This is a genomic window from Clostridiaceae bacterium HFYG-1003 (assembly GCA_024579835.1).
In the GTDB taxonomy this organism is placed as follows: Bacteria; Bacillota; Clostridia; order Clostridiales; family Clostridiaceae; genus JG1575.
In genome coordinates this window covers 1,391,570-1,417,627 of record CP102060.1, presented here as the reverse complement: position 1 = coordinate 1,417,627, position 26,058 = coordinate 1,391,570, and the positions used below count along the sequence as shown (strand labels likewise).

Here is a 26,058-nt window from a genome sequence, read left to right as displayed (position 1 = left end):
AAAAATGCTGAGGAATCTCTTCAGCTTTATTTATCGAAAGATAAATAACAAGATTTTCGGCTACCCGTAAAGTGCGGATGGCCCAGGAGGGAATAGTAGAATGGAAAACGAAAACAAGAACACTCAGGAAGAGATTTTGACTTCCCAGAGTCCGGTGGAAGAAACCGTCGCTGCTGAAACCGCAGTAGAAGAAACCACCAACGAAGTGCAGGAAGAGGTTGCAGCAGAAGTTGCCGCTGAGCCTGTCGAAGAAGCTGAGGAAGCTGAAATGTCAATGGAACAGGGTATGGCCGAGATGTCAACAATGACCATCAAGCCCGGTCAGGTTCTGAACGGAAAGGTCATCAAAGTTACCCCTGACAATGTGTTCGTCAACATAAATTACATGTCCGACGGCATTGTTCCTAAGAATGAATTCATCAACAATCCGGATGCAGATCTTACCGAGCTCATCAAGGAAGGCGATGAAATCAAGGTTTCCGTCATGAAAGTCAATGACGGAGAAGGCAATGTCCTTTTGTCCAAGAGAAGAGCTGAAGCTGATGCGTCTGTTCAGAATATTGAACGCGCAATGGCCGAAGGAACTTCTGTTATGGCGAAAGTCAAAGAAGCCGTTAAGGGTGGACTTCGTGTTGAAGTAATGGGACTTCAGGGATTCATGCCCGCGTCCTTATCTTCTGATTCCTACATTCCTGACCTCTCCGTACTGGCAGGCAAGGAAATGGAAGTCAAAGTCATCGAGTTCGATCGCGCCAAGAAGAGAGCCGTCGTATCCAGAAAAGAACTGGATCGTGCTGAAAAAGCTGTTAAGCGTGAAGAAACGCTGAAGACTCTTGAAAAAGGAGCAATGGTTGACGGTACTGTCACCAAGCTCATGAACTACGGTGCATTCATCGATATTGGCGGCATCGAAGGCCTCGCTCATATCTCTGACCTGTCATGGGGACGGATCAAGCATCCTTCGGACATTGTCAACGAAGGCGATCAGGTCAAAGTAATCGTTCGTGAAATCAATCCGACCACTGGAAAGATCAGCCTGTCCATGAAGACTTCCGAGTCCGATCCATGGAACAACATTGAAAAGTACCAGGTCGGCGAATCCTACCCTGGAAAAGTTATGAACATCATCAAATCCGGAGCGTTCGTTGAACTGGAACCCGGACTGGAAGGATATCTGCACATCTCCGAGCTGGCTGAAGGCCAGGTAGAGAAGGTTGAAGATGTCGTCCAGAAGGGACAGGAAATCTCCGTACGGGTGAAGGATTTCAATACTTCAACCAAGAAGATGTCCCTGACGATGAGAGAAGGCAGCCTTGAAAGAGAATTCTCCAGAGGAGAGCGTCCTGCCCGCCGTGAACGTTTCGAAAACATGGGCGAGCGCAAAGAAAGAGAACCAAGACAGAGAAGAGAACGTCCGCAGAGATCCTCCTCCAACCGTGGCAGCTTTGCTGAAAAACGTCAGGTCGACAGAGGCTATCATGATTCCGCAGACAATCTGACACTGGGAGATCTGTTCGGCGATCTGAAAGAGAAGATGAACTTCGGAGACGACGAAAACTAAATTAAAATAATGAAGAAGCGGTGATTCACCGCTTCTTTTGCTGTTCATGGAACTGTGTCGGAGGGGAAGCCTCAGGAATGCGTTCAGGATCGTTTGAATCATCAGGCCCTGGCTGCGGGAGTTCAGCAGGGACAGTTATTGGATCATTGCTGGCCCACAGAAGCGGTACCGTGGATGCGGAGGGGATTCCTGCAGTCTTTGTTCGCGCAATCCAGTGGACCCCGACGGCCCATCCAACCAGGGAAACTCCTGCCAGTGTCGTCAGGAGATATCCAAACAGGTTCGGTCTGGTATCGATCAGGGCAAAACCCAGATGAAAGAACAGGGCGGACAGCGGTAGGATCAAAAGGGACAGCAACAGGACGCGAAGCCGTCTTGGTGCCTGCTTGCTCTTAATCGTTCCGAGAAACACTTCCAGCAAAATTCCCAGAATGATTTCGCCCAGAAGCTCCATTTGACACCTCCTGAAAATGGCATCGATGCCGTTCATTTTGGATCATTTTAGCAGTGCAAAATGAAATCCGGATGAAACCAAAATGATTAACTGGGTTTTATGCAGCAGTGATGTATTCATGACGCAGCACTACTGAAGCAGATTATTAGAGTAATAAACAAGAAATGTTGGATCTGTCAGCCTGACCGGATTGATCATGAATTTAATCTCAGTTGAAACATTTTTGATAACATCCCGCCGCTGTCTTCGCTTTTTGTCGAAATTTACCCCGTAATTTGGTAAGGTAGGACTACAGAGAAAATTACTATGTGAGGAGCCATCATGAAAAATTTTATTAATCCGGAAGATCTTGAACAGTTGGAGCAAGTAATTCTGATCGATGTTCGACAGGATCTGCAGGATCCTAACTATGGAAGAAACGCGTATGAAACGGAGCATCTTGAAAATGCCTTTTATCTTAGTTTGGAAGAGGACTTATCCGGCCCTGTGACTCCGGATACCGGGAATCATCCACTTCCTGAGCAGAGTTCCCTGAAAGCCAGACTTCAGGAAATTGGCGCGTCCAATGACTCAATCCTTGTGGTGTATGATGAGGGAAGCAATTTTACAGCAGCCAGGGGCTGGTTTGTATTAAAGTATTATGGACTGGAAAATGTCTTTGTGCTGAACGGGGGCTTTGCAGCCGCGAAAGAGGCGGGAGTTGCGACATCTACAGAGATACCGACTGCTCAAAAGAGCTGGATTGATTTGTCGGAAACCTCAATAATGGTTGCTGACTATGAGGAAATCAAGACCTATGCTGAGTCACCGAAAGATGGACAGATCCTGATTGACTCCAGAGCCCCCGAGAGATATCGCGGGGAAGTCGAGCCGCTTTATGATAAAGCGGGACATATTCCAGGGGCAGTCAATTATTTTTATATGGATAATTATGATGAACATGGGCGGCTGAGGTCTGGTCAGGAACTGGAAGAACGATTTGCCGGACTGAAAGGCAAGTCAGACATCATCGTTTCCTGCGGTTCTGGCGTAACGGCCTGTGCGAACTATATCGCATTGGAAGAAATTGGCCTGAAGCCCAGATTATATGTCGGTTCCTACAGCCAATGGCTGAAGAAAGGGAATGAAGTGGAGTAAATTCATGATGCAGTATATCGGGATGCGAACTCTGAAAACGGGGTTGACCGTATTTTTGGCCGGATTGGTGGCTCAGGCGATTAATCCGCAAGATCAATTTGTTCTTCTGTTCACCGCTGTGATTGCCCTGGAAAGCTCGGTTGCTTCCTCCTTCGAAATCGGAATGAAGCGAGTGGCGGCCACTATTATAGGAGCTTTCAGCGCCATCCTGTTATATTCGTCTGGTTTGCCTTTGCCTGTATCGGCTGCCCTGTCAGTGATGCTCCTGATCATCGTAGCCAATCGCCTGGGGCAGACCGGTTCCATCGGGATATCCGGCAGTGTGACAATCCTGATCCTCCTGAACGGCTATGCGGGACAAAACCCTTATTTCTTCACTTACATTCGACTCAGGGACACGATTCTCGCCGTTGCCTTGGCTCTGATCGTGAATCTGCTGATCTTTCCGCCTCGCGCCGCCAAGCGGATTCGCCGGCAGGAACAGCTGCTATACGATAATACGCTGGCTATGGTGGAGAAAATCTATTTGTACGGTGTTGCCGATAATCTGGAAGATTATCGATCCGAGGTCCAGCAACTGGCCAGCGATGTACAGACAGCGGCCACTGAACTGGGCATTGTCAAAAGTATCGAGGACAAGCGCCTGGCAGTTTATAAAAAACTGTTGTCGACTTACCAGAAGATCTACATCTACTCTGAGAATCTCGCGTTGATGGGCAAAGAGATGCGTGTCACAGACGCCAATCAGAAGCAGTTGACGGATCTGTTCGGACATGAAGAAGTCCTGGAAGCAGAGTGGAACGAAGAGGACATTACTCGTAACGAAGTGATTTACAATTACACGCTGGATCGGCTCATCAGCAATTTAAAGGAAATTAAAGCCTATGAGCAGCAACTGAGCGAATTGCCGGCGAAAAACCGATAAAGCCAGACCGTCGATTTCAGGCATGAACTCATACATTTCAACGCCTGAGCAGAAATTTGCGCTCAGTTCAGATACAGGAAGGGGTTTGTCTCAGCAGAAACCTGAATTTTCAAAGCAATGCGTAACGGCTCGTTATGCATTGCTTTGCTTTTGGTGAGGATACCAGCAGATGCAATAGATCAGTCCATTGAAAGCACATCCTCACCGGAGGAGTAAAAACGCTGGTTAGGAGAAAATATTCAGAGCTGGAGCATAACCAAGCTGGGGTGGAAAAAAGAAAACCTGGTGAGAAAAGAGGAACAGGAGTAAAACCGAAAAGCATGAGGAAATGCTCGTATCAGGAGAGAGATGAAGAGCATATGCTCAGATCAGGTGAATCGACTGAGATGAAGAGTATATGGTGTCGTGCAAAATACACATTCTAATGGAATACAGTACTGCGACAGAACGATCCTCCCATTGAATTAAGTGCCCTGGTCGGAAACAGAGCTGATGCAGTCTTTCTCCTCCTGAGTGATGGGGGTAATGTATGGAAGCGGTTCTTCAAGGTCATAATGAAGGGGGTTAGGCATGGGAGTGGCTGATGAAATGGATCAGGTTAATTTCCCGACGGTTCCCGGGAACTGTTGAACCTAAATAATGCCAATGGTAAGATGTATAAGAGTGATTGCACTCAAATAATCAAGTAGTTAAGGAATCTTTCATGAATATCATTTTGGCATCTGAGTCTCCAAGGCGTTTGGAACTGATGAAATATTTGACGGATGATTATCTCGTAATCCCATCAGATTTTCAGGAAAGGGAGGTCTCTTTCAACGGAGATCCAATTCATTACTGCAAGGAACTGGCCTATCAGAAAGCCAGAACTGTCTCTGAAAAATACCCGGATGATCTGATTCTTGGCTCCGATACCATTGTAGTGATTGATGGGCTGATCCTGAATAAACCACAAGATCGGGCAGAAGCCAGGGAAATGATTCAGCGGCTTCAGGGACGGGTCCATGAGGTCATGACAGCCTTTGCTATTCTCAACCCAACCCAGGAGATCAAGGTTATCGATCAGGTCGCAACCAGGGTTTGTTTCGCGCCGATGACGGACGGAGAAATCGAATCCTATCTGGAACAGGGTGACTTTCGGGGAAAAGCGGGAGCCTATGCCATACAGGGCGCAGCTGCGCCGTTCATTGATTTTATCGAGGGAGATTTCTACACCGTCGTAGGATTGCCCGTGGCCCGGCTGTATAAAGAATTCAGAAAGCTGGGTGTAATTTAAGATACTGGGGAAATCTCAATCAATCAGGAGATTTCGATGGAACAACGTGTCAGAGACCTGCCTGCGCAGGAGAGACCGCAGGAACGACTGGAAAAATATGGGGCACAGTCTTTGTCCAATGCCGAACTGCTGGCAGTGATTTTGCGTACCGGAACCGCCCGGGACGGTATCCTCAATTTGTCGGCTCGTCTGTTAAAGGATTTTGGCGGACTGAACGGCGTGCTGGAAGCGGACTTATACGAGCTGACTCAGCACAGTGGGATCAAAGCAGTCAAAGCAACACAGATCCTGGCTGTGGCAGAACTGGCCAAGCGTTACCGCAATTTTCGCTCCGGCGATGAGTATCGGGTCAGCAGTCCGAAGGATGCGGCTGACCTTGTCATGAACGAAATGAGGGACCTCAAAAAAGAAATTCTTAAGGTCCTGATTCTCAATACCAAGAATATAGTGACGGCTGCAGTGGATGCTTCGGTGGGGACCTTGTCCTCATCCATCGTTCATCCCAGGGACATATTCCGGGATGCGATCCGCCGCAGCGCAGCCAGCATTATATTGATCCATAATCACCCCTCAGGAGATCCCACTCCTTCGGGGGATGATATCAATTCAACCAGAAGAGTAAAAGAAGCCGGAAAAATCGTTGGAATCGAGCTGCTGGACCACCTGATCATCGGAGACGGTCGATTCATCAGCCTGAAGGAGAAAGGTTACTTTTAGAGGAGCATTCGATGAAATTTTTCAAGAAAAACAGTGAATTAGCAATTGACCTGGGGACGACCAATTCCCTGGTTTACGTCAAGGAAAAGGGCATCGTGTTTCGTGAGCCCACCGTAGTGTGTTACAATACGGAACTGGACCAGGTGGAATCTGTCGGAGAAGAAGCCCGCAAGATGATCGGCCGGACTCCCGGCAATATGATTGCAGTGCGGCCGATTAAAGACGGAGTTGTAGCGGAGTTTGACCGAACCTGTGAACTGCTGCGGTATCTGGTTAAAAAGTCTGTAGCCAAAACAGCGTTTACCAATCCCCGGGCCATTGTCTCCCATCCCGCCGGCGTGACTCAGGTGGAGCGTTCCGCCCTGATGCGCGCGGTGGAGGAATCGGTAGGGGAAGATGTCCTGCTCATGGAGTCCGCGCTGTGCGCGGCCATGGGAGCCGGACTCCCGGTCTTTGATCCGCTGGGAACCATGGTAGTGGATCTGGGGGGAGGTACAACGGAAGTGGCCGTAATTTCCTTAGGCGGCATTGTTATTTCCAGGTCGCTCCGGATCGGCGGGGAAGAGCTCGATGAGGCAATCATTTCCTATGTTCGCAAGCAGTACAATCTTCTGATTGGAGAGCGTACGGCAGAAGACATCAAAATCAACCTGGGTACCGCCTATAAGTTTGAAGAAGAGGAAGACGACCATAACTATACGGAGCTCGATTACGAGAAATCCATGAAAGTGAAAGGCCGTGATCTGGATACTGGCCTGCCCAAAGATATAACAGTTACGGAAGGGGATGTAGCGAAAGCCCTGGAATATCCGGTCTCGACCATCGTTGAAGCCATTGTTACAACCCTGGAAAAGACACCGCCGGAACTGTCTGCCGACATCATGGACCGCGGAATCACCATCACCGGCGGAGGCGCGCTGCTGCGTGGCATCGACACCTTGATTTCCAAGGAAACCAAGATGCCTGTCTTCATCGCGGATCATCCGTTGGATTGCGTCGTGGTGGGGGCGGGAATCGCGCTGAACCGCTTTGACGATCTGGTGCGAAACCTCAAATGAGAAAATTCAAGAAACCGAAATTAGTCATCGCGACAGCGGTGATCACGGTCCTCTTATGTGCCCTTATGGCCTATTCGGAACTGACCAAAAGTCATGGTCCGGTTTCCGGAACGGCCGGACTGGTTCTGAACCCGGTTCAGCGGATCGGCTACATGGCCAATATCAAAGTGGAAGAGTTCATCGACTTTTATTTTCACTTTCAGGAGGTCCGTCAGGAAAATGAATCACTGAAGCAAAAGCTGGCTGAAACGGAGTCCAAGATTCGTCAGTTTGACCAGATTCAGAAAGAGAATATTGAACTGAAAGCCATGTTTCAGTTCAAGGACCGCCACAGCCAGTATCAGTACATCGGTACAAATGTCATCAACCGTTCGCTCTCGCCGCTTTCACCTTCGTACACCCTGGACAAGGGTACGAAGGACGGAATTCGCAAAGGCATGGTCGTGATCACCTATGAAGGACTGGCAGGACAGATCACGGAAGTGTTTGACCACCATTCCCTGTTGGAAACTATCTCTTCGGAGAATGTGAAAGTATCGGTCATCTCAGCCGGGTCCCGCGAATTTGAAGGAATGTTGTCCGGTACATCCATTCTGGGGCGATCCAATATGGCGATTCTGACTGAAATGTCCCTCGAATCAGCGATCAAACCGGGAGATGACATTGTCACTTCCGGAATCGGCGGGTATTACCCGCCGGACATCTACGTAGGCAAGATTGAATCCGTTGCGGAGGACCGGGGAAAACTGATGAAAACCGCCGTGGTCCGACCGGTGGTCCAATTTAACGGTACAGAGCAATTCTATATTGTGCTGCCCCAGAACATGGAGGATCTGACATACTGATGCGGAAAAAATTTAAACTCTTATTAGTTACGATCCTGTTGTTTTTTCTGGAAACTCAGCTGGCCCGATTCCGCTGGAACGGAGTAGCACTGCCTCTGACGTTTACCTTTGGACTGGCCATGGCTGTTGTGGGAGATGAATGGGATGCCATCTTCATGGCACTGGTCACAGGTTTTCTGGGAGACCTTTATTCCACCCACCTGTTTGGCTTGAATATGCTTTTGAACCTGTATGTCTTCCTGGGCATGCATATGGGGAAATCCTATTTGCGTCAGGAGAAAAATTTACTGATGGCAGTGGTGATGGCGGGAGCTGCATTTCTGCGGTATACGCTTCATTATGGAATCAATGCTCTGACCGGATTGCCTCAGACCTTTCGCCCAATCCCGCTCCTGAGTCTGATGGTGCTGGTTCTGGGACTTCCGTTCCTCCTGGTGATCCGACGCCTGTACCTGGTTAATGTGCGGAAAACCAGGCTGACTTGAAGACTGCGCAAGCAGTTTTTCTTTTTCCCGAACCACCGATGATAGAAGCCATACCTGGGCATCATGTGTGATGACGCAGTGTACGATACAAAGGAGCTCATTATGAATATTTCGATCCTGGCACCCAAAGGGGGCGTCGGCTCCAGTACCCTGGCAGTCCTCCTGGCAAACGTTCGCTCATTGTATCGTCCGATGATCCTGGTGGATGCCGCGCCAGACCCTTCCCTTGACATCTATACGGCAACAGACCATCTGATGCCGGAATCCGCGGAGAACCTGACCGAACAGGCCGTAGCATGGGCTGAAAACTGCCGCCGGATCCGTCTGGAAGCAGAGGAAATCCAAGCGCAGCTGCCCCCGTTTCTGGGGATCGAGCATCAGGACCTGATCATCGACTGGGGGGTTCCAACAGAAGACGCCATTCATTTTCTGGCCGGTAATCCAATGGAAGTGATTGTTGTTCTGACCCAGGACAATCAAGTTCTGCGGTCGGCAGATCGTCTCCTGGGGCGCCTTCGGCAGGCCGGTATTCGCTGCCGCTTTGTCATCAGCCATCTGCAAGAGGCTGATGCGGCAGACCTGGCAGACCTGGACGAAGTATTTGATCTGGTGGAGGAAGACTATCTTGGGGCAATCCCATGGAATCCTGCGCTTCGTATTCAGATGAATCGGGGGAATCTGGCAGAGTTGGATCAGTCAGTGCAAACCAACCTGGAGCAAATCAATGAGCGAATTGAGGAGCAGGCAGCTGATTCGGATGAGGACGTTGACACCACCATAGAAGAAGAAAATCCGGAACTGCCGGAAGGGACGGCTGCTCCAGTTGAGACTGAGCAGGCGGGATCCGGAGTTCTCTCAAACATCAGACGATTTTTCAAGAATTTCGGGAAAGGAAGATAGCAATTCATGAGTTTCATTCGACGATTATTCCACTTTCGATTGCGCGATCTGCTTTACCTGGATTTTATCCTGTTCTTTACGGTAATGGGCATTGTGGCTTTCGGAATCCGGAATATCTTTATTTCCACCCAGGCAAATTACGGCACTCGATACGTTCGGCTGCAGCTGATCTTTCTGGCCGTAAGCCTGGTCGTGCTCTTCATCATTTATGCCTTGGACTACAAGCGGGTAATCCCGCTGATTCCATACTTTTACTGGTTCATCAATCTGCTGCTGATCTCCGTGCTGTTTACCGAATCCAGAGGCGGCGCCTCCGGATGGTTTCAGCTGGGGCCGATCTCGATCCAGCCAGCAGAACTGGCGAAATTGTCGATTCTTTTGATCACCGCCAAGAATATGGAGGATATCAAGGGAAAGATCAATGAACCGAAGAATTTCCTCCTGGTCGTCGGATACGCCTTGCTTCCGATGTTCCTGATGATGCTTCAGCCGGAAATGGGCCTGACCATGGTGTCGTTCTTTATCGTTTTGTCCATCGTTTTTATCATGGGACTGAAGCTCCGCGTCATCTTCGGGGGATTCGCCCTGCTGCTGGCGGCAATTGTCGGTGCTCTGTCCACCAGCATTATTCCGGATCATTGGAGAAGCCGAATTTATGCGTTTATCGCACTCTCCGGAGATGCCTCCGGATATGATACCTTCCAGCTCGATACAGCCCGGATCTCCATTGGTTCGGGACAGATGATGGGAGCAGAGGACCCGGGATACTACAACTGGATCCCGGTCAACTTTACCGACTTTATTTTCGCGGTCATCGGTGAAAACTTTGGATTTGCCGGAGCCATGGCTCTGCTGGCCGCCTTTGCCCTGGTCCTCTGGCGGCTGATTGTCATAGCCCGCAAGTCCCCGGATATTTTCTCCCGGTCCATTGCTGCGGGAATGTTCGGACTGCTGCTATTTTCCATTCTGCAGAATATCGGCATGACGATTGGCATAATGCCGATCTCCGGAATCACCCTGCCCTATGTGTCCTATGGCGGTTCGTCGCTTCTGACCAATATGATGGCGCTGGGCGTGGTACTTAATGTAAACCGCCGCCGCCGCGCGCCTCGCCCGCTTCTGCGCTGATCATTCACGCGGGATCAGTCAATTTCATCAACCGAGGGATTTCTTTTGCGGGAAGTCCCTTTTTTCAATTCCTGCCTGATATGCTAAAATAGAATGATTCACTGCTGTTCCTGGCGGACAGCAATGCGGAAAAGTTTGGTGCCGCAGAAATCCCCGAGGGATGGACGGACCTGCTGTTTTAGTGATTCGAAAAATAGAAAGAGATAAGGAAGAACACATTGGAGAAAAAGAAATTCACAATAAATCCCAGCCGGAAGCTGGACGATGATGTCCTGTTCCGGGTGGAGAAACCCGCCCGCTACACGGGCGGTGAACTGAATATGATCCGGAAAGACCCGCAGACGGTAAACCTTCGCTTTGCGTTCTGCTTCCCGGATCTGTACGAGGTCGGGATGAGCCATCTCGGATCAAGGATTCTGTATCACACGATGAATGCCCGCCCCGATACTTACTGTGAGCGGGCGTTCTGCCCCAATCCGGATCTGGAAGCGATCATGCGGGAGGAAGGCATCGCCCTGTCAACACTGGAAACCGGCACCTGTCTTCAGGAGTTTGATCTGGTCGGATTCACGCTCCAGTACGAGATGAGCTATACCAATATCCTGAATATGCTGGAACTTTCGGGAATTCCGCTGAAATCAGCCGAGCGGGGTGAACAGGACCCTCTGGTCATGGCCGGAGGACCGTGTGCTTCCAATCCGGAGCCGCTGCATCAGTTCATTGACTTCTTTGAAATCGGTGAGGGTGAATTCATGATGGATGAGGTTCTGTCGGTCTGTCGTCAGGCCAAGGAGAACGGCGCGACCCGCCGGGAAACTCTCCAAGCCCTGGCCCAGGTACCTGGAGTGTATGTACCGAGCTTCTATGATGTGACCTATCAGGAAGACGGGACGATTAAGCAGCGAGTGAAGCTGTGGGACAAAGCACCGGATCATGTTCAAAAACAGCTGATCCGGGATTTCGACGCCGTCTCATTTCCTGATCAGATCATCGTTCCTTACTGCGAGCCAACCCATGACCGGATCATGGTGGAAACATTCCGCGGCTGTACCAGAGGCTGTCGTTTCTGCATGGCGGGCATGATTTATCGACCGGTACGGGAAAAACGATCCGATACGATTCTGGCCCTGGCTGATGAACTGATCCGACAGACGGGCTATGAAGAAATTTCCCTGACCAGTTTGTCGACGTGTGATTATTCGGACATCGAACGGCTGATCACTCAGCTGGTGGATAAATATCAGGATGAGAAAATCGCTGTCTCGCTGCCATCCATTCGCGTGGATGCCTTTGGCGTGGAGCTGATCAATGAAATACAGAAAATCCGCAAGACCGGCCTGACGTTCGCGCCGGAGGCCGGTTCCCAGAGAATGAGGGACATTATCAACAAAAATGTAACCGAAGAAGATATCCTCAAGGCGACCTACAGCGCCTTTTCCATGGGCTGGTCCACCATCAAGCTCTATACCATGATCGGTCTGCCCTATGAAACAACGGAAGATGCCATTGCCATCGCCGAACTGGCGGAGAAGATTGTCGGTCAGTATTACGCGGTTCCCAAAGAACAGCGGCAAAAAGGGCTGAAGGTCAATCTGTCGACCAGTATCTTCATCCCCAAACCTTTTACGCCGTTCCAGTGGGCTCCGCAGGAATCAAGAGAACGGGTACTGGAGAAGGTCTACGAAATCAAACATCACCTCAAGACCCGGGCAATTCAGTTTTCCTGGCATGAATCCGAACTCTCCCGTCTGGAAGCTGTCGTATCCAGAGGAGATCGCAGGGTTTCCGATCTGATCCTGAGAGCATTTGAACTTGGTGCGAAAATGGATGGCTGGACAGAGTTGTTCAATCTCGAGGCTTGGAATCAGGCCATTGACCAGACGGGCTTGGACGTAGATTTCTACGCATTCCGGGAACGCTCCTACGATGAGGTGCTGCCATGGGATTTCGTCGATATCGGAGTGAAAAAAGAATATCTCATCGCGGAAAATGAAAAGGCCAAAGCGGCCATTACGACACGGGACTGCCGCGATGGCTGCACGCTGTGCGGCATTAATGAGACTTACGGAAGGGGGATTTGCTTCAATGGCAGTTTACTTCATTCAGCACACCAAAGCTGATTCCATTAAATTTGTCGGTCATCTGGACCTGCAAAAGGCTTTGCAGCGCAATCTGTCGCGCTCCGGACTGAAAATGGCATTCTCCAAAGGCTTCAACCCCCATATGCTGATGTCTTCGGCTCAGCCGTTGTCTGTAGGAATGTCATCCGACGCGGAGTACATCACCGTTGAGCTGCTGGATGCTCCGGAAGCCGGGGCGGTTCAGGATGCGCTGAACGCATGCGCGCCGGAAGGGATCCATTACCCCAAGGTCATCCAGGTTGAACCGTGGACACCGGCCCCCATGGCACTGCTCGACGCGGTGAAGACCCAGATCCGGATGCCATCGACCGAAGCGTTTGCGGAACGTCTCAAACAGATTATTGAAGAGACGGGACCTCTGACGGTTCTGACCAGAAATAAAAAAGGGATCGAAAAGGAAAAGGATCTGCGGCCGATGATCCTGCCCGGAGCAGAGGTCACGTGGGATCAGGGGTTCACGGTGCTGACGGTCATGACCATGGCCGGAAGCAGGAATCACCTGAATCTGGATCACCTGATTCAGTACCTGCGGGAAAATACAGAGGGTCTGTCGCCGGATCGGTTTATTCATCTGAAACGTCTGGAAATGTACACGAACAAGGACGGTCAGTATCTATCCCTGGGAGATGTCCGATGAGGCAGCTTTTCATCGAGCGCGACGGCTTTTTACGGATCGCCCTGACTCAGGAGGGGGCCATGAAGGCTCTTCGGGTGCTGAAGGATCCCCAACAGCCGCTGGAAGGGGACATCTATCAGGCCACCATTAAGAATGTATCATCCGCTCAGTCTGCCGTGTTTGTCGATCTGGGCACCGGCCGCAATGCCTACCTTTATGTGCGTTCTCCCAAGGCGTTGGGCAAGTATCATGTGGGCGACCGGCTTCCCGTAGAAATTCTCCGATCCCAGGTTGGGAAAAAGGGCGCGAAGGTTACTGAGGCTGTCTCCCTGACCGATGGGGATCTGGTGGTGATGGCCGGGCGGGGACACAGTTACTCCCGGAATCTGGATCGTTCCGAATTTGAGCGAATTCATGGTGCCCCTCCGGAAGTTCCGGGGTTCCACATCCTCTATCGCAGCGGTTCTCTGAACATTGAGCCGCATCAACTCAACCTGCGAGTTCAGGGGGTGGCCCAACGCCTTCGTCAGATCCTGGATCAGGCGGAGCAAACCCTGGTGCCCGGACGCCTCTATCGCGATCTGGGATACCTGGAAGACCTGCTGCAGGATGGGGTCGATATGATCCACTCCAACGACCCTGTTATTTCAGCGTCGCTTCGCCAGCAGGGCTATGTTGTGACAGAGTATCCAGACTTTGTCCACCTCTTCGCCAGTCACGGCCTGGAGCAGGCCGTGGATCGCCTGCGGCATAAAACTGTAGCCTTGCCGGGGGGCGGAACGCTGGTCATTGAAGAGACTGAAGCCCTGACAGCCATTGATGTCAACAGCGCGGCCCGCGGCAGTCAGGGCCATCGACTGAGTGCCTATGAGCTGAATCAGACCGCTCTGCGAGCATCCCTGGAACAGATCGAACTGCGCAGTCTCTCAGGAATCATTGTGATTGACTTTGTGGCAATGGAACGGGAAGCAGACGCCCAGCGACTGTGGCAGACTGCAAGCGAACTGACGGAATCAATGCGTCCTCTGACCAAAGCCTACCCGCTGACAGAGCTTGGACTGATGCAGATTGCACGCCGCCGCCGAGGGGAGAGTGTCAATCAGTTTCTGTTTTCTCGGGAAGGGACAAGGAAAGTGCCGGTTTCTCCCACGTATCTATATAAACTCATCCGAATCAAACTGGATGATCCCGCATGGTCTATGAAGCAGTTTGAAATTACACTGGATCCGATCTATACGCTGGAGCGCCAGGCCCTGGAGCAGCTGATCACGCAGGATTATCCCGACTATCAGATTCGCTGGGAATTTCGGCGTGATGTTGATACGGTCAAAGTCGTGCCAATCTTAAGTTGAGCGTGATGGGATTACTGCAAAATCCTTCCTCCGGACTGGTCAAACCCTGACCGAAGGGCCCCGTCGAGGGAAAAGACACCATCCAGAATGAAACTACATTTATGTTGGCTTAGCTTAAAAAGTCATTCACTTTAAGCTGCAATTCGGAACTATCGAAGGTTCTGAAAATTATATTGGACATCTGCATTGCGTTGTGATAATATTATTCGGTAAGGCCGCACAGTAACGGTTTATAAACACTCAGGTGTACCGGAATGGCGAGTATCTGATAAGAGGAGGTGTTTTTCCGATTATGTATGCTGTATTAAAAACAGGCGGCAAACAGTACAAAGTTTCCGAAGGCGACGTGATTTACGTTGAGAAGTTGGTTGCTGATGTTGATTCAACCGTTGAATTGACTGATGTACTGGCAATTGCCGGTGACAATGGGATTACCGTTGGTTCACCAACCGTTGAAGGAGCTAAAGTTGTTTGCAAAGTGTTAGCTCAGGACAAAGCAAAGAAGATCATTGTTTTCAAGTATAAGGCTAAGAAAGATTACAGAAGAAAACAGGGTCACAGACAGCCATATACCAAGCTTCAAGTTGAACAGATCCAGGCATAGGCCATGATCACTGTCACAATGAAACGATCAGACGGCGGCATCACAGGGTTTACCTATGAAGGGCATGCCGGATATGCTGATCACGGACAGGACATCGTCTGCAGCGCAGTGACGGCTCAATTGATGATGACTTACAATGGATTAGAAACCGTGCTCGGGATCCCGCTGGATCTTGACATGGCATCCGATGGCGGTTATTTTTCATTCAGTTTGAAGGATCCTGCTGAAGCAAATGTGGCGAAAGCCCAGGTCTTAATGGAGACATTGAAACTTGGACTGTTAGCAATTCAAACACAATACGAAGAAAATATTACACTCATAGAAGAGGAGGTGTAACACAATGCTTATACTTAACCTGCAATTTTTTGCTCATAAAAAGGGAGTAGGTTCATCCAAGAACGGACGTGATTCTGAATCCAAGCGTCTTGGCGTGAAGTCTGCTGACGGACAGTTCGTACTGGCCGGCAATATCCTGGTTCGCCAGAGAGGCACCAAGATCCATCCCGGTACCAACGTGGGCAGAGGCAAGGATGACACTTTATTTGCGACGGTTGACGGCATCGTGAGATTCGAGAGACTTGGCAAAGATAAGAAGAAAGCCAGTGTTTATCCCAGAGTAGAACAGGAAACACAGGAAGCAGTCCAGTAGGGCGCTTTTCAGGGAAAAGAAAGACCTGCCTTGTGCAGGTCTTTCTTTGTTTCAGGCACGTTGGATCATAACCTGGTCCGCGCGGAGCCGTCCAATGGTGAATAATTTAAGAAAGTCAGGGACAGGCTCGGTGGCAGGGGTGTTCCTTTAGTATAATGAAGAGTAAAGGAAGGTTGATCACAATGAATATGTTTATTGATTACACCAGCGTCTATTTGAAATCAGGCAATGGCGGAAACGGAGCGATTTCGTTCCGAAGAGAAAAATACATCCCGCTCGGCGGACCCGATGGCGGTGACGGCGGTCGCGGCGGCTCCATTATCTTTGAAGCGAACGAGGGAATGACCACTCTGCTGGACCTCAAGTACAAGCGCAGATATGTGGCCGAAAATGGCATGAACGGCTCTGGAGCCAAATGCTATGGCAAAGTCGGAGCCGATGTTGTCATTCAGGTACCGGTGGGTACCGTCCTGAAGGAAAAGACCTCCGGGAAGATCATTGCGGACATGAAAGAACACGGCACGCGGATCACGGTGCTCAAAGGCGGTAAAGGCGGAAAAGGCAATGCCAAGTTTGCCACGCCCACCCGGCAGGCACCAGATTTTGCCGAACCCGGCATGCCTGGCGAAGAAATGGAAGTCATCCTGGAACTTAAGGTTCTGGCAGATGTCGGACTGGTCGGTTTCCCCAATGTCGGGAAAAGCACGATTTTGTCCATGGTTTCAAAGGCTCAGCCCAAAATTGCCGATTATCATTTTACGACTTTGTCGCCCAATCTCGGCGTCGTCAGCCTCAAGGGAATTGAACCCTTTGTGATTGCAGACATCCCCGGTATTATTGAGGGAGCCAGTGAAGGCGTTGGCCTGGGACTGCAGTTTTTACGCCACATCGAACGGACCCGAATCCTGATCCACGTCGTGGATATTTCCGGATCCGAGGGCCGCAATCCGATTGAGGATTTTGACAAGATTAATGAAGAGCTGAAAAGTTATTCCGAGATTCTGGCTGCGCGCCCGCAGATCGTGGTCGCCAATAAAGCGGACATGATGGAAGCGGACAGTCAGTTCGAGGAATTCAAAGAGTATGTCAAGGCGAAAGGCTATGACCGGATTCACCTGATCAGTGCCGGCGCCAGCATCGGACTGGAAGCGCTCATGAAAGACGCGGCTCAGCTTCTGTCGATCACGCCGCCCCAGCCGGATCTTTATGGTCCCGAAGACATGTACATTCCGGAGGACAAGCACTTCACTTACGAAATCGAGGTCAACGAAGACGGCGTTTATGTTGTATCCGGATCCTTCGTGGAGCGAATTCTTGATTCAACCAACATCAACAATCCCGATCACATGCGCTATTTCCATAAAGTTCTGCGCAACAAAGGCGTCATCGATGACCTGATTGCCCGTGGCATTCAGGACGGAGATATGGTACGCATGCGGGACTTTGAATTTGAGTTTATGAGGTAAACAGCATGATTACAACAAAGCAAAGAGCCTATTTGCGCGGCCTGGCCAACAGCCTTGATGCCATTTTCCAGATCGGCAAGAACGGAATTGAAGTTAACTTTCTGACCCAGGTCGAACAGGCCCTGGAAAAGAGGGAACTGATTAAGATCAGCGTGCTGGAAAGCGCTGACATGACAGCCCGGGAGGCTTCGGAACAGATTTGCGCCAAATTGGGCTGCGAAGGAGTTCAGGCCATTGGCAACAAGCTGGTGATCTATCGCCAGGCCAAAGAGAAGGCCAACCGGCATATTGATCTGCCCTAATGAAGCGGGGCATCGTCGGCGGAACGTTTGATCCTATCCACGTTGCTCACTGCTATCTGATGGAAGAGTGTGCCGAGCTGCTGGATCTGGATCAGCTTCTGGTGATTCCCAATGGGGATCCACCCCATAAAGATGACGGAGTCACCCAGGCCAGCCACCGCCTGGCCATGGCAGAACTGGCAACCAGAGACTATGACCGGCTGGAAGTCAGTGATATGGAAATCAAAGAATCTCAGGTCAGCTACACCTGGCTGACCCTCACCCGATTGAAGAAACAGTATCCCGAGGATGAGCTCTATTTCATCATGGGAGGGGATTCAATGGCTCAGTTCAGAAGCTGGAAGCAGCCTGAAACAATACTGCGGCTAGCCCACCTGGTCTGTTTTGACCGACCCGGTCATCGCCGTGAGGAAGTCATGGCTTCAGCAGACTGGATTCGGTCCCAGGGCGGACATGTCACGCTGATTGATTCCCTGGAGCTGGAGATTTCTTCGACCGACATTCGGCAGCGGGTGGCGTCGGGACGCCCCCACCGGTCGTTCCTGCATCCGGCTGTCTACCAGTATATTCATGAGCAGGGTCTGTATCAGACGGCAGAACCAATGATCGAAGTGGCCGAAGAGACGGCACTGACTGAAGAGACTCCAGAGACTCCAGAGACTGCAGAGACTCCAGAGACCGCTGGGGAAGCTATCCCAAGGGAACCCGGTGGAGCCGGCTCGGAAATCAACGAGTAATGATCCGGCTTGTCCCCGGGTTTGCTGGAACGGACCGTATGAGGATCAATGCGATGGGCAGGACGAAAGACATCAAGAGATACCTGAAGAATAATCTGGATAAACGGCGCTACGAGCACACATTGAACACCCGACGCACAGCCGAACAGCTGGCAAAGGCTCATGTGTGCTTTGAGTCGCGGTCCCAGCGCCGAATGTTTCTGAAAAAAGTCCGTCTGGCAGCCCTGCTGCATGATGCAGACAAGGGGCAGAATCCGGAGCGGCTCTGGCAGCAGCTGGCGGCAGAAGGGTCGAATGACCTGGCGCTGATTAAGCCCTACCGGGAAGTCTGGCATGCTTTTTCAGCAGCCATAACTGCCAGAGACCGCTTCGGAGTGACCGATCCGGATCTGTTGAATGCCCTGCGGTATCATACGACGGGGCGGGCCGGCATGTCGGACCTGGAGAAAATAATCTATCTGGCCGATTATATCGAGCCGGGCCGCCACTTTCCGGGCGTGGAGGAGATTCGTCAGGCATCTCAGCTGGGCCTGGACGAAGGCTGCCTGGCGGCGCTGCGGCACGCAGCCAGTTATTTGCAGCAGCGGGGAGCAGAGATCTGTCCGTACACACTGGACGCAGGGAGGGAACTGAGCAGGCATGGCAACACCGAAAGAAACCAGACCAAGAAATGTCCTTCGGATTGAAGTGGACGAAAAATACCAGGGAAAACGACTGAGGGATTTCCTGCGGGACGAATTGAAGCTGTCCGGCCGCAACATCAAGCGGCTGGCTATGGACCGTCAGATCTACATTGGGCGCAAAAGCGTCCATCTGGATTACCGGATTCAAGGCAAGGAACTCCTTCGGATTAATCTGGACCGGGAGGAGAGCCAGGATATGCTGGAAGTTCCCATGGACCTGGCTATTGTCTATGAGGATTCCAGTCTCATCGTGGTGAACAAACCGCCCTTCCTGGTAGTGCATCCGACGAAAAATCATAAGGACGATACCCTGACCAACGGGTTGCTCTGGCACTTTAAGGAACATCACGACCCGGCCATTGTCCGACTGGTTTCACGCCTGGACATGAACACCTCCGGACTGGTTCTGGTGGCAAAAAATCAGTTTACTCATTCCGCCTTTGCCCGCTACCGGGGAGGCGAGAAGCCTGTTAAGACCTATCTTGGCATTACGGAAGGAATCTGGGATCACCGACAAGGAACGATGGACGGTCCGATCTACTGGCCAGATCCGGACGATCATCGCCGCTGCGTCCACGAGCTGGGTCAGCCCAGTTTGACTCATTATGAAGTGCTGACCGAATTTTCCGGCTTCAGCCTGGTCAAGTTTGTCCTGGGCAGTGGTCGAACCCATCAAATCCGGGTGCACGCCAGCCACATGGGACACCCCCTGGTGGGGGATGAACTGTATGGCGGGCCCCTGCTGAGCGAGCGTCCCCGTCAGCTGCTCCATGCCTGGCGACTGGAACTTCTGCATCCCATGACCAAAGAATGGATTCGACTGGAAGCACCGGTGCCCCCAGATATGGAGGTTTTCATCCGGGAACACGGCGGAACCTTCAATGCGTCTGAAGCAGAGCGCACGATTGACTGGGAAGCGGTTGGGACCGTTTCCGGCGGCGGGGTGGGGGATTCGAACAATAATGAACAGTCAATCGGCCTTTAAACGTTAAATTTGTATAAAATCATCTCAGTTGGAGGCTTGGATTCACCCTAATCCAAGTCTTTTTTGTTATTATATTGTTAAGAGGTTTTAATAATATGAATTAACAGTAAACCACACTTGCTATTGAAAAAATGAAATCAATTTCGACTGGAATTCATTGAATTGATTCCAACAGGAGAGAAAATGACGATCAACAAAAGAAGTAAAGTACCTGCAAAGGCGGGTCCCGTAGTGGATCCGGGATATCTGTTCAACAAGGGCGAAAATTACCAGGCATACCGCTACCTCGGAGCGCACCGCGAGGGCGAGGGCTGGGTTTTCCGCGTCTGGGCTCCCCGTGCCGCGCACATTGAACTGACCGGTGAATTCAATCACTGGGGGGGCCAGCCCATGGCTCGCCAGGAGGATACCGGCATCTGGGAAGGTCGGGTGGACGGTGATGTGGAAGGGGCACTGTATAAATACCGGATCTTCCATCATGACGGCAAGGTGGTCCTGAAATCGGATCCGTTTGCCTTTGCCAGTGAAGTGCGTCCCGGGACAGCGTCCCGAGTCTCTGAACTGCAGCCCATGACCTGGCATGATGCCAACTGGCTGCGTCAGCGGCGGGCGTTCAATCCCTACAAGAATCCCCTGAGCATCTATGAGGTTCACCTGGGGTCGTGGATGCGTCATCCGGACGGGCGCTTCTACAACTATTCAGAACTGAAGGAACGGCTGATTCCTTATGTCAGCGAAATGGGCTACACCCATATCGAGATCATGCCCATCATGGAACATCCCAATGATGAGTCCTGGGGCTATCAGGTCACCGGATTCTATTCACCGACCAGCCGCTACGGGACAGCGGAGATGTTCCGGGAATTTGTTGATGCGGCGCATCAAGCCGGGATTGGAATCATTCTGGACTGGGTACCGAGCCATTATGTGACCGATGAACACGGACTGCGCTACTTTGACGGCACGGCCACCTATGAGCCGATGGACTACAACAAGGCTTACAACGAAGGCTGGGGAACGATGCATTTCGACTTCTCCAAGCACGAAGTGCAAAGCTTTCTGATTTCCAATGCCTGGTACTATATCAACGAATTCCACGTCGATGGCCTGCGGCTGGATGCGGTTTCTTCCATGATTTACCTTGACTATGCCGGAAAGAGCTTTATCCCCAATGAACAGGGTGGAAATACCGATCTGGCCGCCCTGGAGTTCCTGAAGCAGCTCAACACGGTTATCCGAGCTCATTTCCCCGGGGTGCTCATGATGGCAGAAGAGTCCACGGCTTATGCCGGCATGACGGAGCCGGTGGAAGAAGGGGGCCTGGGCTTCCATTACAAATGGAATATGGGCTGGATGAACGATATTCTGCGCTATATCGAAATCCTGCCGGAACATCGGGTTTTCAACCAGCGGCTTCTGAATTTCTCCTTCATGTATGCTTTCAAGGAAAAGTACATCCTGCCTTTTTCCCATGATGAAGTGGTGCATGGCAAGAAATCCCTGGTGGAAAAACAGCCGATGGATCTCTACAACAAGTTCGCCGGCTTCCGGCTGCTCATGAGCTATATGTTCATGCATCCGGGCAAAAAATTAAACTTCATGACCAATGACATTGCCCAGTGGATGGAATGGCGCTACTATACAGAACTGGAATGGGTTGGGCTGCAGAATGAGAAGCACGCCGGGGCTCAGAACCTGATGCGGCAGCTGAATCAGCTCTACAGCCGCGAACGGTGCCTGTATGAGAATGAAACGGAAAGTGACTGCATCGACATTCTGGATGTTGAAAATCCCCAGTGCCTGGTTAAGTTCCTGCGCCGGGGCGGCCGCAAGAAGGACTTCATGGTATGCCTGTTCAACTTTGATTATGCCCAACTCGAGGGGATCCGAATCGGAGTCCCTTATGAGGGGGTTTATGAAGAAGTCATCAATACGGAACTGCGGGAGTTCGGCGGCGTCTGGAATGAAACTCAGGGCCGGTTTGAATCGAAAAAGGGGGAGACCGACGGCATGCCTTACTATATCGAAGTCATCAGTCCCTCTTTGTCGGGTTTAATCATTCGGCCGGTTGCTCTCAAAGGTGACCGCAGACGCAGCACAGACATTAAAAACTGATCAGATCAAAAAATTCGGATCAAAAGAAATCAGATCAACATAAGAAAGAACTTACTCGTCTTTCCCTGCAAAGGAGCACAAAATACAGACAGAAAGGATACGCTACCGTACGGTCAGCTCCAGGATCGGAACTTAAGACCGGCACTGCCGGTAATTGCAGGAATCACAGGAAGGCAAGGTAGCAGGGAGTTAGCATGAAGGATATGATGCTCGCAATGATCCTGGCCGGTGGCCAGGGATCCAGACTGGGTCCTCTCACCAGGAACCTGGCCAAACCAGCCGTTCCATTTGGTGGAAAATACCGAATTATTGATTTTGTCCTGTCCAACTGTGCCAATTCTAAAATCCGCAAGGCCGCGGTCCTGACTCAGTACCAGCCGCTGATTCTGAATGAGCATATTGGAAACGGAAGCCCCTGGGACCTGAACGGAAGGGACGGCGGCGTATCCATTCTCCAGCCCTTTGCCTCAGCGACTGAGGAAAAATGGTTTAAGGGGACGGCTCATGCCATTTATCAGAACCTGCCCTACATCGAAGCCGTGGACGCGGAATATGTCCTGATTCTGTCCGGTGACCATGTCTATAAAATGAACTATGAAAAGATGCTGAATTTCCATAAGCAAAAGAAAGCCGCTTTGACCATTGCCGTCATTGAAGTGCCATGGGACGAAGCTTCCCGATTCGGCATCATGGCAACCGACGAGAATATGTTCATCACCGAGTTCGCGGAAAAGCCGAAGGAACCCAAGAGCAATCTGGCATCCATGGGCATCTACATCTTCAGTTTTGACGCGCTGAAGAAATATCTCACCATCAAGGACGAAAACGGCGATGGCATGATTGATTTCGGTCATGACGTGATTCCCCGTATGATCAAGGATCAGGAGGCGGTCGTGGCGTATCCCTTCAAGGGCTACTGGAAGGACGTCGGAACCATTGAATCGCTCTGGGAAGCTAATATGGATCTGATCGATCCAGACTCCGAGCTGAAAATTCAGGATCAGTCCTGGAGAATTTACTCGGTCAATCATACGATGCCGCCGCAGTATATCACCAGTGATGCCAAAGTGAGGGAATCACTGATCGTTGAAGGCTGCATTGTTCACGGCGAAGTCTGCCATTCTGTACTGTCCATGGGCGTCCGGATCGGCAAAGGATCCCTGGTCAAGGATTCCATCATTATGTCTAATACGGTCATCGGGGACAACTGTGTCATCAACAAGGCGATGATCGGTGAAAACTGCCGGATCGCCGACGGGCAGACCATAGGCGATGGTCAGACCATTCAGGTGGTTGCGGAATCCAGTGTCGTAGGAGGTGCAGAATAATGGCTAAAATTAACCGGGTCTTAGGCCTGATCAATCTGGTGGAACCTGATTTTCAGATGAAATCCCTGACGGCACATCGACCGGTGGCAGCCATTCCGTTTGGCGGGCGTTATCGAATCATCGACTTTGTGCTCTCCAACATGAGTGCTGCCGGCATTGACACCATCGGCATCTATCTGCAGGACAAGGAACGGTCCCTGATGGACCATATCCGCTCCGGCAGGCCCTGGGACATGGACCGCATGTCCGGAGGTATCTTCTATTTCTCGCCGCACTCCACGCCCGATCACAGCTATGATCTCAAGGGCGACATCATGAACTACTACAACAACATCGATATCATGGACAAGTCAAACTGCGAGTATGCAGTCATTGCCGGCTCCAACATGGTCATGAACATCGACCTGAAGGAAGTGGTGGACGCCCATGTCGAGTCCAAGGCTGACGTAACGGTGGTCTATAAGAATTACGACTCCAGCGATCCCTACTATAACAATGCCTATGTAGTAAATACCGATGACGATGGCAAAGTTCGTTCGTTCGGCATTAAGATTGTCAAGCGAGCCGGTCAGAATACGACGGAGATGACCAAGGTGTCCACGGAGATCTATGTTCTCAAAGTCAGCCTGCTCAAGGAACTGATTGAGGATGCCGTCTCCAGCGGCGGCTCTGTCTATATGCGGGAGGTTCTCCATGACGCGGCCCGGCTCTACAATTACCGCGGTCACGAATTCAAGGGCTTTATCGCCTTCATCTCATCCATCGGCAATTATTACAACTCCAATATGGATTTGCTTAATGAGAAGCACCTGATGGATCTGTTTTATGGCAGCACGAAGATCAATACGAAGATTCGGAACGAAAATCCTTCATACTACGGACCGGAATCAAACGTCACCAATTCTCTGATCGCGAATGGCTGCGAAATTGAAGGGGAAGTAGTGAACTCCATTCTGTTCCGTCGGGTCATTGTTGAAAAAGGGGCACGGATTGAAAACTCCATCATTATGCAAAACGGAACCATCAAAGCCGGTGCGAACCTGAAGAATTGCATTGCGGATAAAAATGTCATCGTGTCAGAAGGACAGATCATGTCCGGAACCGAAAAAAATCCGCTGGTTCTGGTCAAAGATTCAGTGATTTAAGGAAAGGGAAACACCATGAAAGTACTTTTCGTCACATCAGAATGTCATCCTTTCATAAAAACCGGAGGACTGGGCGATGTCGCCTGGTCCTTGCCCCGTGCGCTGAAAGAAGAAGGAATCGAAGTGGCGGTGATTCTGCCGAAATATACTCAGATCCCTTCCCGCTATCGGGATAAAATGAAGCATGTGGCCCACTTTACGGTGAATGTATCCTACCGCCAGCAGTACTGCGGGGTCGAAAGCTTAAAAATCGACGGGATTACTTACTATTTCATCGACAGCATGTATTATTTCGACCGGGAAGGCACTTACGGCTACATTGACGATGGCGAGCGGTTTTCCTTCTTTTCCCAGGCTGTCATCGAAGCAATGGAGAAGATCTCGTTTATTCCGGATGTCCTTCATTGCAATGACTGGCATACGGCTATCATTCCGCTCCTCCTCAAAGTCAAGTATTCCTGGATCCAAGCATATCAGGACATCAAGACCGTCCTGACGATCCACAACCTGAAATTTCAGGGGATTTTCCCTTTTGAAGCACTGGGTGACCTCCTGTCTGTAGGTGATTCTGTCATGGTCGATACCGGAGTGGAATACTATGGCAATGTCAATTACATGAAGGGCGGAATCAATTACGCGGACTGGGTGACAACCGTTTCTCCCACCTACGCCCGGGAGATCAAATACCCCTTCTATGGCGAGGGACTTCATGGACTGATGAGCCGGATCGATTCCAAACTGACCGGCATCCTTAACGGCATCGATACGAAAATCAATGATCCTTCAACGGATCAGTTTATTCCGTTCAATTATTCCCTGAAGGACCTCTCCGGCAAGAAACTGTGCAAACGGGCTCTGCAGGACGAACTGGGACTGCCGCAAAAAGAGGTTCCGCTCATCGGAATCATCTCCCGTTTGACAGACCAGAAAGGTTTTGATATTCTTGCTAAAGGTCTGGAAGAACTCCTGAATCAGGAACTCCAGATGGTGGTTGTCGGAACCGGAGAACGAAAGTATGAGGATATGTTCAACTACTTCGCATTTCAGTATCCCGAGAAGATCTCCAGTCAGATTAAATTTGATCTGGGGCTGGCTCAGCGCGTATACGCCGGATGTGATATGATTCTTGTGCCGTCCCAGTTTGAACCCTGCGGTCTGACTCAGATGATTGCCATGCGCTATGGGACGGTGCCGATTGTCCGGGAGACCGGCGGTCTGGCAGATACTGTCATCCCGTACAACCAATATACAAAAAAAGGTCTTGGCTTTACCTTCGCGAATTATGATGCCTTTGATCTGAAAGATGCCGTCTATCGGGCATTGTATGTTTACCAGGACCAAAATGCCTGGCAGGACATCGTGCGCGCGGATATGGCGGCGGATCACAGCTGGCTTCGGTCAGCCAGTGAATATGAGGCGATTTATCGCGATATCACAGGAATGGAGTAACGA

26 protein-coding genes are annotated in these 26,058 nt (G+C 50.8%); 25 read left to right on the top strand and 1 reads right to left on the bottom strand.

Annotated features, from left to right (window positions below):
• The first annotated feature begins 100 nt into the window (after positions 1–100).
• Complete coding sequence (gene rpsA / locus NQU17_06415; protein UUM13186.1) at positions 101–1,561, top strand: 30S ribosomal protein S1; 1,461 nt, start codon at positions 101–103, stop codon at positions 1,559–1,561.
• Positions 1,562–1,586: 25 nt separating this feature from the next.
• Here the strand turns inward: rpsA and NQU17_06410 are convergent, their stop codons facing one another.
• Positions 1,587–2,015 (bottom strand): hypothetical protein, encoded by a 429-nt coding sequence (locus NQU17_06410; protein ID UUM13185.1) that lies wholly within the window; start codon positions 2,013–2,015, stop codon positions 1,587–1,589.
• 321 nt (positions 2,016–2,336) lie between these two features.
• On the opposite strand from NQU17_06410, the gene NQU17_06405 reads away from it, so the two are divergent.
• The 24 genes from NQU17_06405 to glgA all read left to right on the top strand — a co-directional run bounded on the left by NQU17_06405 (position 2,337) and on the right by glgA (position 26,055).
• Positions 2,337–3,152, top strand: coding sequence for a sulfurtransferase (locus tag NQU17_06405; GenBank protein UUM13184.1), 816 nt, complete (start codon positions 2,337–2,339; stop codon positions 3,150–3,152).
• Entirely contained in the window at positions 3,139–4,077 is a 939-nt protein-coding gene (locus NQU17_06400; GenBank protein ID UUM13183.1) for an aromatic acid exporter family protein, read from the top strand. Before NQU17_06405 ends, NQU17_06400 begins: the two co-directional genes overlap by 14 nt.
• A 703-nt stretch (positions 4,078–4,780) precedes the next feature.
• Positions 4,781–5,350, top strand: coding sequence for a Maf family protein (locus NQU17_06395; GenBank protein ID UUM13182.1), 570 nt, complete (start codon positions 4,781–4,783; stop codon positions 5,348–5,350).
• 36 nt (positions 5,351–5,386) lie between these two features.
• Positions 5,387–6,067: a DNA repair protein RadC gene (gene radC / locus NQU17_06390; protein UUM13181.1), complete on the top strand. Its 681-nt coding sequence runs from the start codon at positions 5,387–5,389 to the stop codon at positions 6,065–6,067.
• 11 nt (positions 6,068–6,078) lie between these two features.
• A complete protein-coding gene (locus tag NQU17_06385; protein ID UUM13180.1) occupies positions 6,079–7,125 on the top strand; it encodes a rod shape-determining protein in 1,047 nt (348 codons plus the stop codon).
• Positions 7,122–7,970: a rod shape-determining protein MreC gene (gene mreC / locus NQU17_06380; protein ID UUM13179.1), complete on the top strand. Its 849-nt coding sequence runs from the start codon at positions 7,122–7,124 to the stop codon at positions 7,968–7,970. The genes NQU17_06385 and mreC overlap by 4 nt, the downstream gene beginning before the upstream one ends.
• Entirely contained in the window at positions 7,970–8,455 is a 486-nt protein-coding gene (gene mreD, locus NQU17_06375) for a rod shape-determining protein MreD (protein UUM13178.1), read from the top strand. The genes mreC and mreD overlap by 1 nt, the downstream gene beginning before the upstream one ends.
• Positions 8,456–8,557: 102 nt before the next feature.
• Complete coding sequence (locus NQU17_06370) at positions 8,558–9,355, top strand: hypothetical protein (GenBank protein UUM13177.1); 798 nt, start codon at positions 8,558–8,560, stop codon at positions 9,353–9,355.
• 6 nt (positions 9,356–9,361) lie between these two features.
• Positions 9,362–10,483 carry an FtsW/RodA/SpoVE family cell cycle protein gene (locus NQU17_06365; GenBank protein ID UUM13176.1) on the top strand — a complete coding sequence of 374 codons (1,122 nt, stop codon included), beginning with the start codon at positions 9,362–9,364 and terminating at the stop codon, positions 10,481–10,483.
• 218 nt (positions 10,484–10,701) lie between these two features.
• Entirely contained in the window at positions 10,702–12,603 is a 1,902-nt protein-coding gene (locus tag NQU17_06360) for a TIGR03960 family B12-binding radical SAM protein (protein ID UUM13175.1), read from the top strand.
• Positions 12,569–13,261: a TIGR03936 family radical SAM-associated protein gene (locus NQU17_06355; protein UUM13174.1), complete on the top strand. Its 693-nt coding sequence runs from the start codon at positions 12,569–12,571 to the stop codon at positions 13,259–13,261. Before NQU17_06360 ends, NQU17_06355 begins: the two co-directional genes overlap by 35 nt.
• Positions 13,258–14,592, top strand: a complete 1,335-nt coding sequence (locus tag NQU17_06350; GenBank protein ID UUM13173.1) for a ribonuclease E/G — start codon at positions 13,258–13,260, stop codon at positions 14,590–14,592. Before NQU17_06355 ends, NQU17_06350 begins: the two co-directional genes overlap by 4 nt.
• Positions 14,593–14,884: 292 nt before the next feature.
• Entirely contained in the window at positions 14,885–15,196 is a 312-nt protein-coding gene (gene rplU, locus NQU17_06345; protein ID UUM13172.1) for a 50S ribosomal protein L21, read from the top strand.
• A gap of 3 nt (positions 15,197–15,199) precedes the next feature.
• On the top strand, positions 15,200–15,532 hold the full coding sequence (locus tag NQU17_06340; protein UUM13171.1) for a ribosomal-processing cysteine protease Prp: 333 nt from the start codon (positions 15,200–15,202) through the stop codon (positions 15,530–15,532).
• 4 nt (positions 15,533–15,536) lie between these two features.
• Positions 15,537–15,845 (top strand): 50S ribosomal protein L27, encoded by a 309-nt coding sequence (rpmA, locus tag NQU17_06335; GenBank protein UUM13170.1) that lies wholly within the window; start codon positions 15,537–15,539, stop codon positions 15,843–15,845.
• Between the two features lie 188 nt (positions 15,846–16,033).
• Entirely contained in the window at positions 16,034–17,311 is a 1,278-nt protein-coding gene (gene obgE / locus NQU17_06330; protein ID UUM13475.1) for a GTPase ObgE, read from the top strand.
• A 5-nt stretch (positions 17,312–17,316) separates the two neighbouring features.
• Positions 17,317–17,613, top strand: a complete 297-nt coding sequence (gene yhbY / locus NQU17_06325) for a ribosome assembly RNA-binding protein YhbY (GenBank protein UUM13169.1) — start codon at positions 17,317–17,319, stop codon at positions 17,611–17,613.
• A complete protein-coding gene (gene nadD / locus NQU17_06320) occupies positions 17,613–18,350 on the top strand; it encodes a nicotinate-nucleotide adenylyltransferase (GenBank protein UUM13168.1) in 738 nt (245 codons plus the stop codon). The genes yhbY and nadD overlap by 1 nt, the downstream gene beginning before the upstream one ends.
• 53 nt (positions 18,351–18,403) lie before the next feature.
• Positions 18,404–19,036 (top strand): bis(5'-nucleosyl)-tetraphosphatase (symmetrical) YqeK, encoded by a 633-nt coding sequence (gene yqeK / locus NQU17_06315; protein ID UUM13167.1) that lies wholly within the window; start codon positions 18,404–18,406, stop codon positions 19,034–19,036.
• Positions 18,990–20,018 (top strand): RluA family pseudouridine synthase, encoded by a 1,029-nt coding sequence (locus tag NQU17_06310; GenBank protein ID UUM13166.1) that lies wholly within the window; start codon positions 18,990–18,992, stop codon positions 20,016–20,018. Before yqeK ends, NQU17_06310 begins: the two co-directional genes overlap by 47 nt.
• Positions 20,019–20,201: 183 nt before the next feature.
• Positions 20,202–22,133 carry a 1,4-alpha-glucan branching protein GlgB gene (gene glgB / locus NQU17_06305; protein ID UUM13165.1) on the top strand — a complete coding sequence of 644 codons (1,932 nt, stop codon included), beginning with the start codon at positions 20,202–20,204 and terminating at the stop codon, positions 22,131–22,133.
• 194 nt (positions 22,134–22,327) lie between these two features.
• A complete protein-coding gene (locus NQU17_06300) occupies positions 22,328–23,461 on the top strand; it encodes a glucose-1-phosphate adenylyltransferase (protein ID UUM13164.1) in 1,134 nt (377 codons plus the stop codon).
• Positions 23,461–24,606 (top strand): glucose-1-phosphate adenylyltransferase subunit GlgD, encoded by a 1,146-nt coding sequence (gene glgD, locus NQU17_06295; protein ID UUM13163.1) that lies wholly within the window; start codon positions 23,461–23,463, stop codon positions 24,604–24,606. Before NQU17_06300 ends, glgD begins: the two co-directional genes overlap by 1 nt.
• Positions 24,607–24,621: 15 nt before the next feature.
• Complete coding sequence (gene glgA / locus NQU17_06290) at positions 24,622–26,055, top strand: glycogen synthase GlgA (GenBank protein UUM13162.1); 1,434 nt, start codon at positions 24,622–24,624, stop codon at positions 26,053–26,055.
• Positions 26,056–26,058 lie beyond the last annotated feature (3 nt).

Bases quoted from the DNA above. Each gene is read 5' to 3' on its own strand.
- mreD (UUM13178.1), top strand. From the start codon at position 7,970: ATGCGGAAAAAATTTAAACTCTTATTAGTTACGATCCTGTTGTTTTTT.
- NQU17_06410 (UUM13185.1), bottom strand. From the start codon at position 2,015: ATGGAGCTTCTGGGCGAAATCATTCTGGGAATTTTGCTGGAAGTGTTT.
- NQU17_06310 (UUM13166.1), top strand. From the start codon at position 18,990: ATGGCAACACCGAAAGAAACCAGACCAAGAAATGTCCTTCGGATTGAA.
- yqeK (UUM13167.1), top strand. From the start codon at position 18,404: ATGGGCAGGACGAAAGACATCAAGAGATACCTGAAGAATAATCTGGAT.
- obgE (UUM13475.1), top strand. From the start codon at position 16,034: ATGTTTATTGATTACACCAGCGTCTATTTGAAATCAGGCAATGGCGGA.
- NQU17_06365 (UUM13176.1), top strand. From the start codon at position 9,362: ATGAGTTTCATTCGACGATTATTCCACTTTCGATTGCGCGATCTGCTT.
- NQU17_06350 (UUM13173.1), top strand. From the start codon at position 13,258: ATGAGGCAGCTTTTCATCGAGCGCGACGGCTTTTTACGGATCGCCCTG.
- rpsA (UUM13186.1), top strand. From the start codon at position 101: ATGGAAAACGAAAACAAGAACACTCAGGAAGAGATTTTGACTTCCCAG.
- glgB (UUM13165.1), top strand. From the start codon at position 20,202: ATGACGATCAACAAAAGAAGTAAAGTACCTGCAAAGGCGGGTCCCGTA.
- glgD (UUM13163.1), top strand. From the start codon at position 23,461: ATGGCTAAAATTAACCGGGTCTTAGGCCTGATCAATCTGGTGGAACCT.
- NQU17_06300 (UUM13164.1), top strand. From the start codon at position 22,328: ATGAAGGATATGATGCTCGCAATGATCCTGGCCGGTGGCCAGGGATCC.
- NQU17_06340 (UUM13171.1), top strand. From the start codon at position 15,200: ATGATCACTGTCACAATGAAACGATCAGACGGCGGCATCACAGGGTTT.
- NQU17_06355 (UUM13174.1), top strand. From the start codon at position 12,569: ATGGCAGTTTACTTCATTCAGCACACCAAAGCTGATTCCATTAAATTT.
- rplU (UUM13172.1), top strand. From the start codon at position 14,885: ATGTATGCTGTATTAAAAACAGGCGGCAAACAGTACAAAGTTTCCGAA.
- mreC (UUM13179.1), top strand. From the start codon at position 7,122: ATGAGAAAATTCAAGAAACCGAAATTAGTCATCGCGACAGCGGTGATC.
- radC (UUM13181.1), top strand. From the start codon at position 5,387: ATGGAACAACGTGTCAGAGACCTGCCTGCGCAGGAGAGACCGCAGGAA.
- NQU17_06385 (UUM13180.1), top strand. From the start codon at position 6,079: ATGAAATTTTTCAAGAAAAACAGTGAATTAGCAATTGACCTGGGGACG.
- glgA (UUM13162.1), top strand. From the start codon at position 24,622: ATGAAAGTACTTTTCGTCACATCAGAATGTCATCCTTTCATAAAAACC.
- NQU17_06400 (UUM13183.1), top strand. From the start codon at position 3,139: ATGAAGTGGAGTAAATTCATGATGCAGTATATCGGGATGCGAACTCTG.
- nadD (UUM13168.1), top strand. From the start codon at position 17,613: ATGAAGCGGGGCATCGTCGGCGGAACGTTTGATCCTATCCACGTTGCT.
- NQU17_06395 (UUM13182.1), top strand. From the start codon at position 4,781: ATGAATATCATTTTGGCATCTGAGTCTCCAAGGCGTTTGGAACTGATG.
- NQU17_06370 (UUM13177.1), top strand. From the start codon at position 8,558: ATGAATATTTCGATCCTGGCACCCAAAGGGGGCGTCGGCTCCAGTACC.
- NQU17_06405 (UUM13184.1), top strand. From the start codon at position 2,337: ATGAAAAATTTTATTAATCCGGAAGATCTTGAACAGTTGGAGCAAGTA.
- rpmA (UUM13170.1), top strand. From the start codon at position 15,537: ATGCTTATACTTAACCTGCAATTTTTTGCTCATAAAAAGGGAGTAGGT.
- yhbY (UUM13169.1), top strand. From the start codon at position 17,317: ATGATTACAACAAAGCAAAGAGCCTATTTGCGCGGCCTGGCCAACAGC.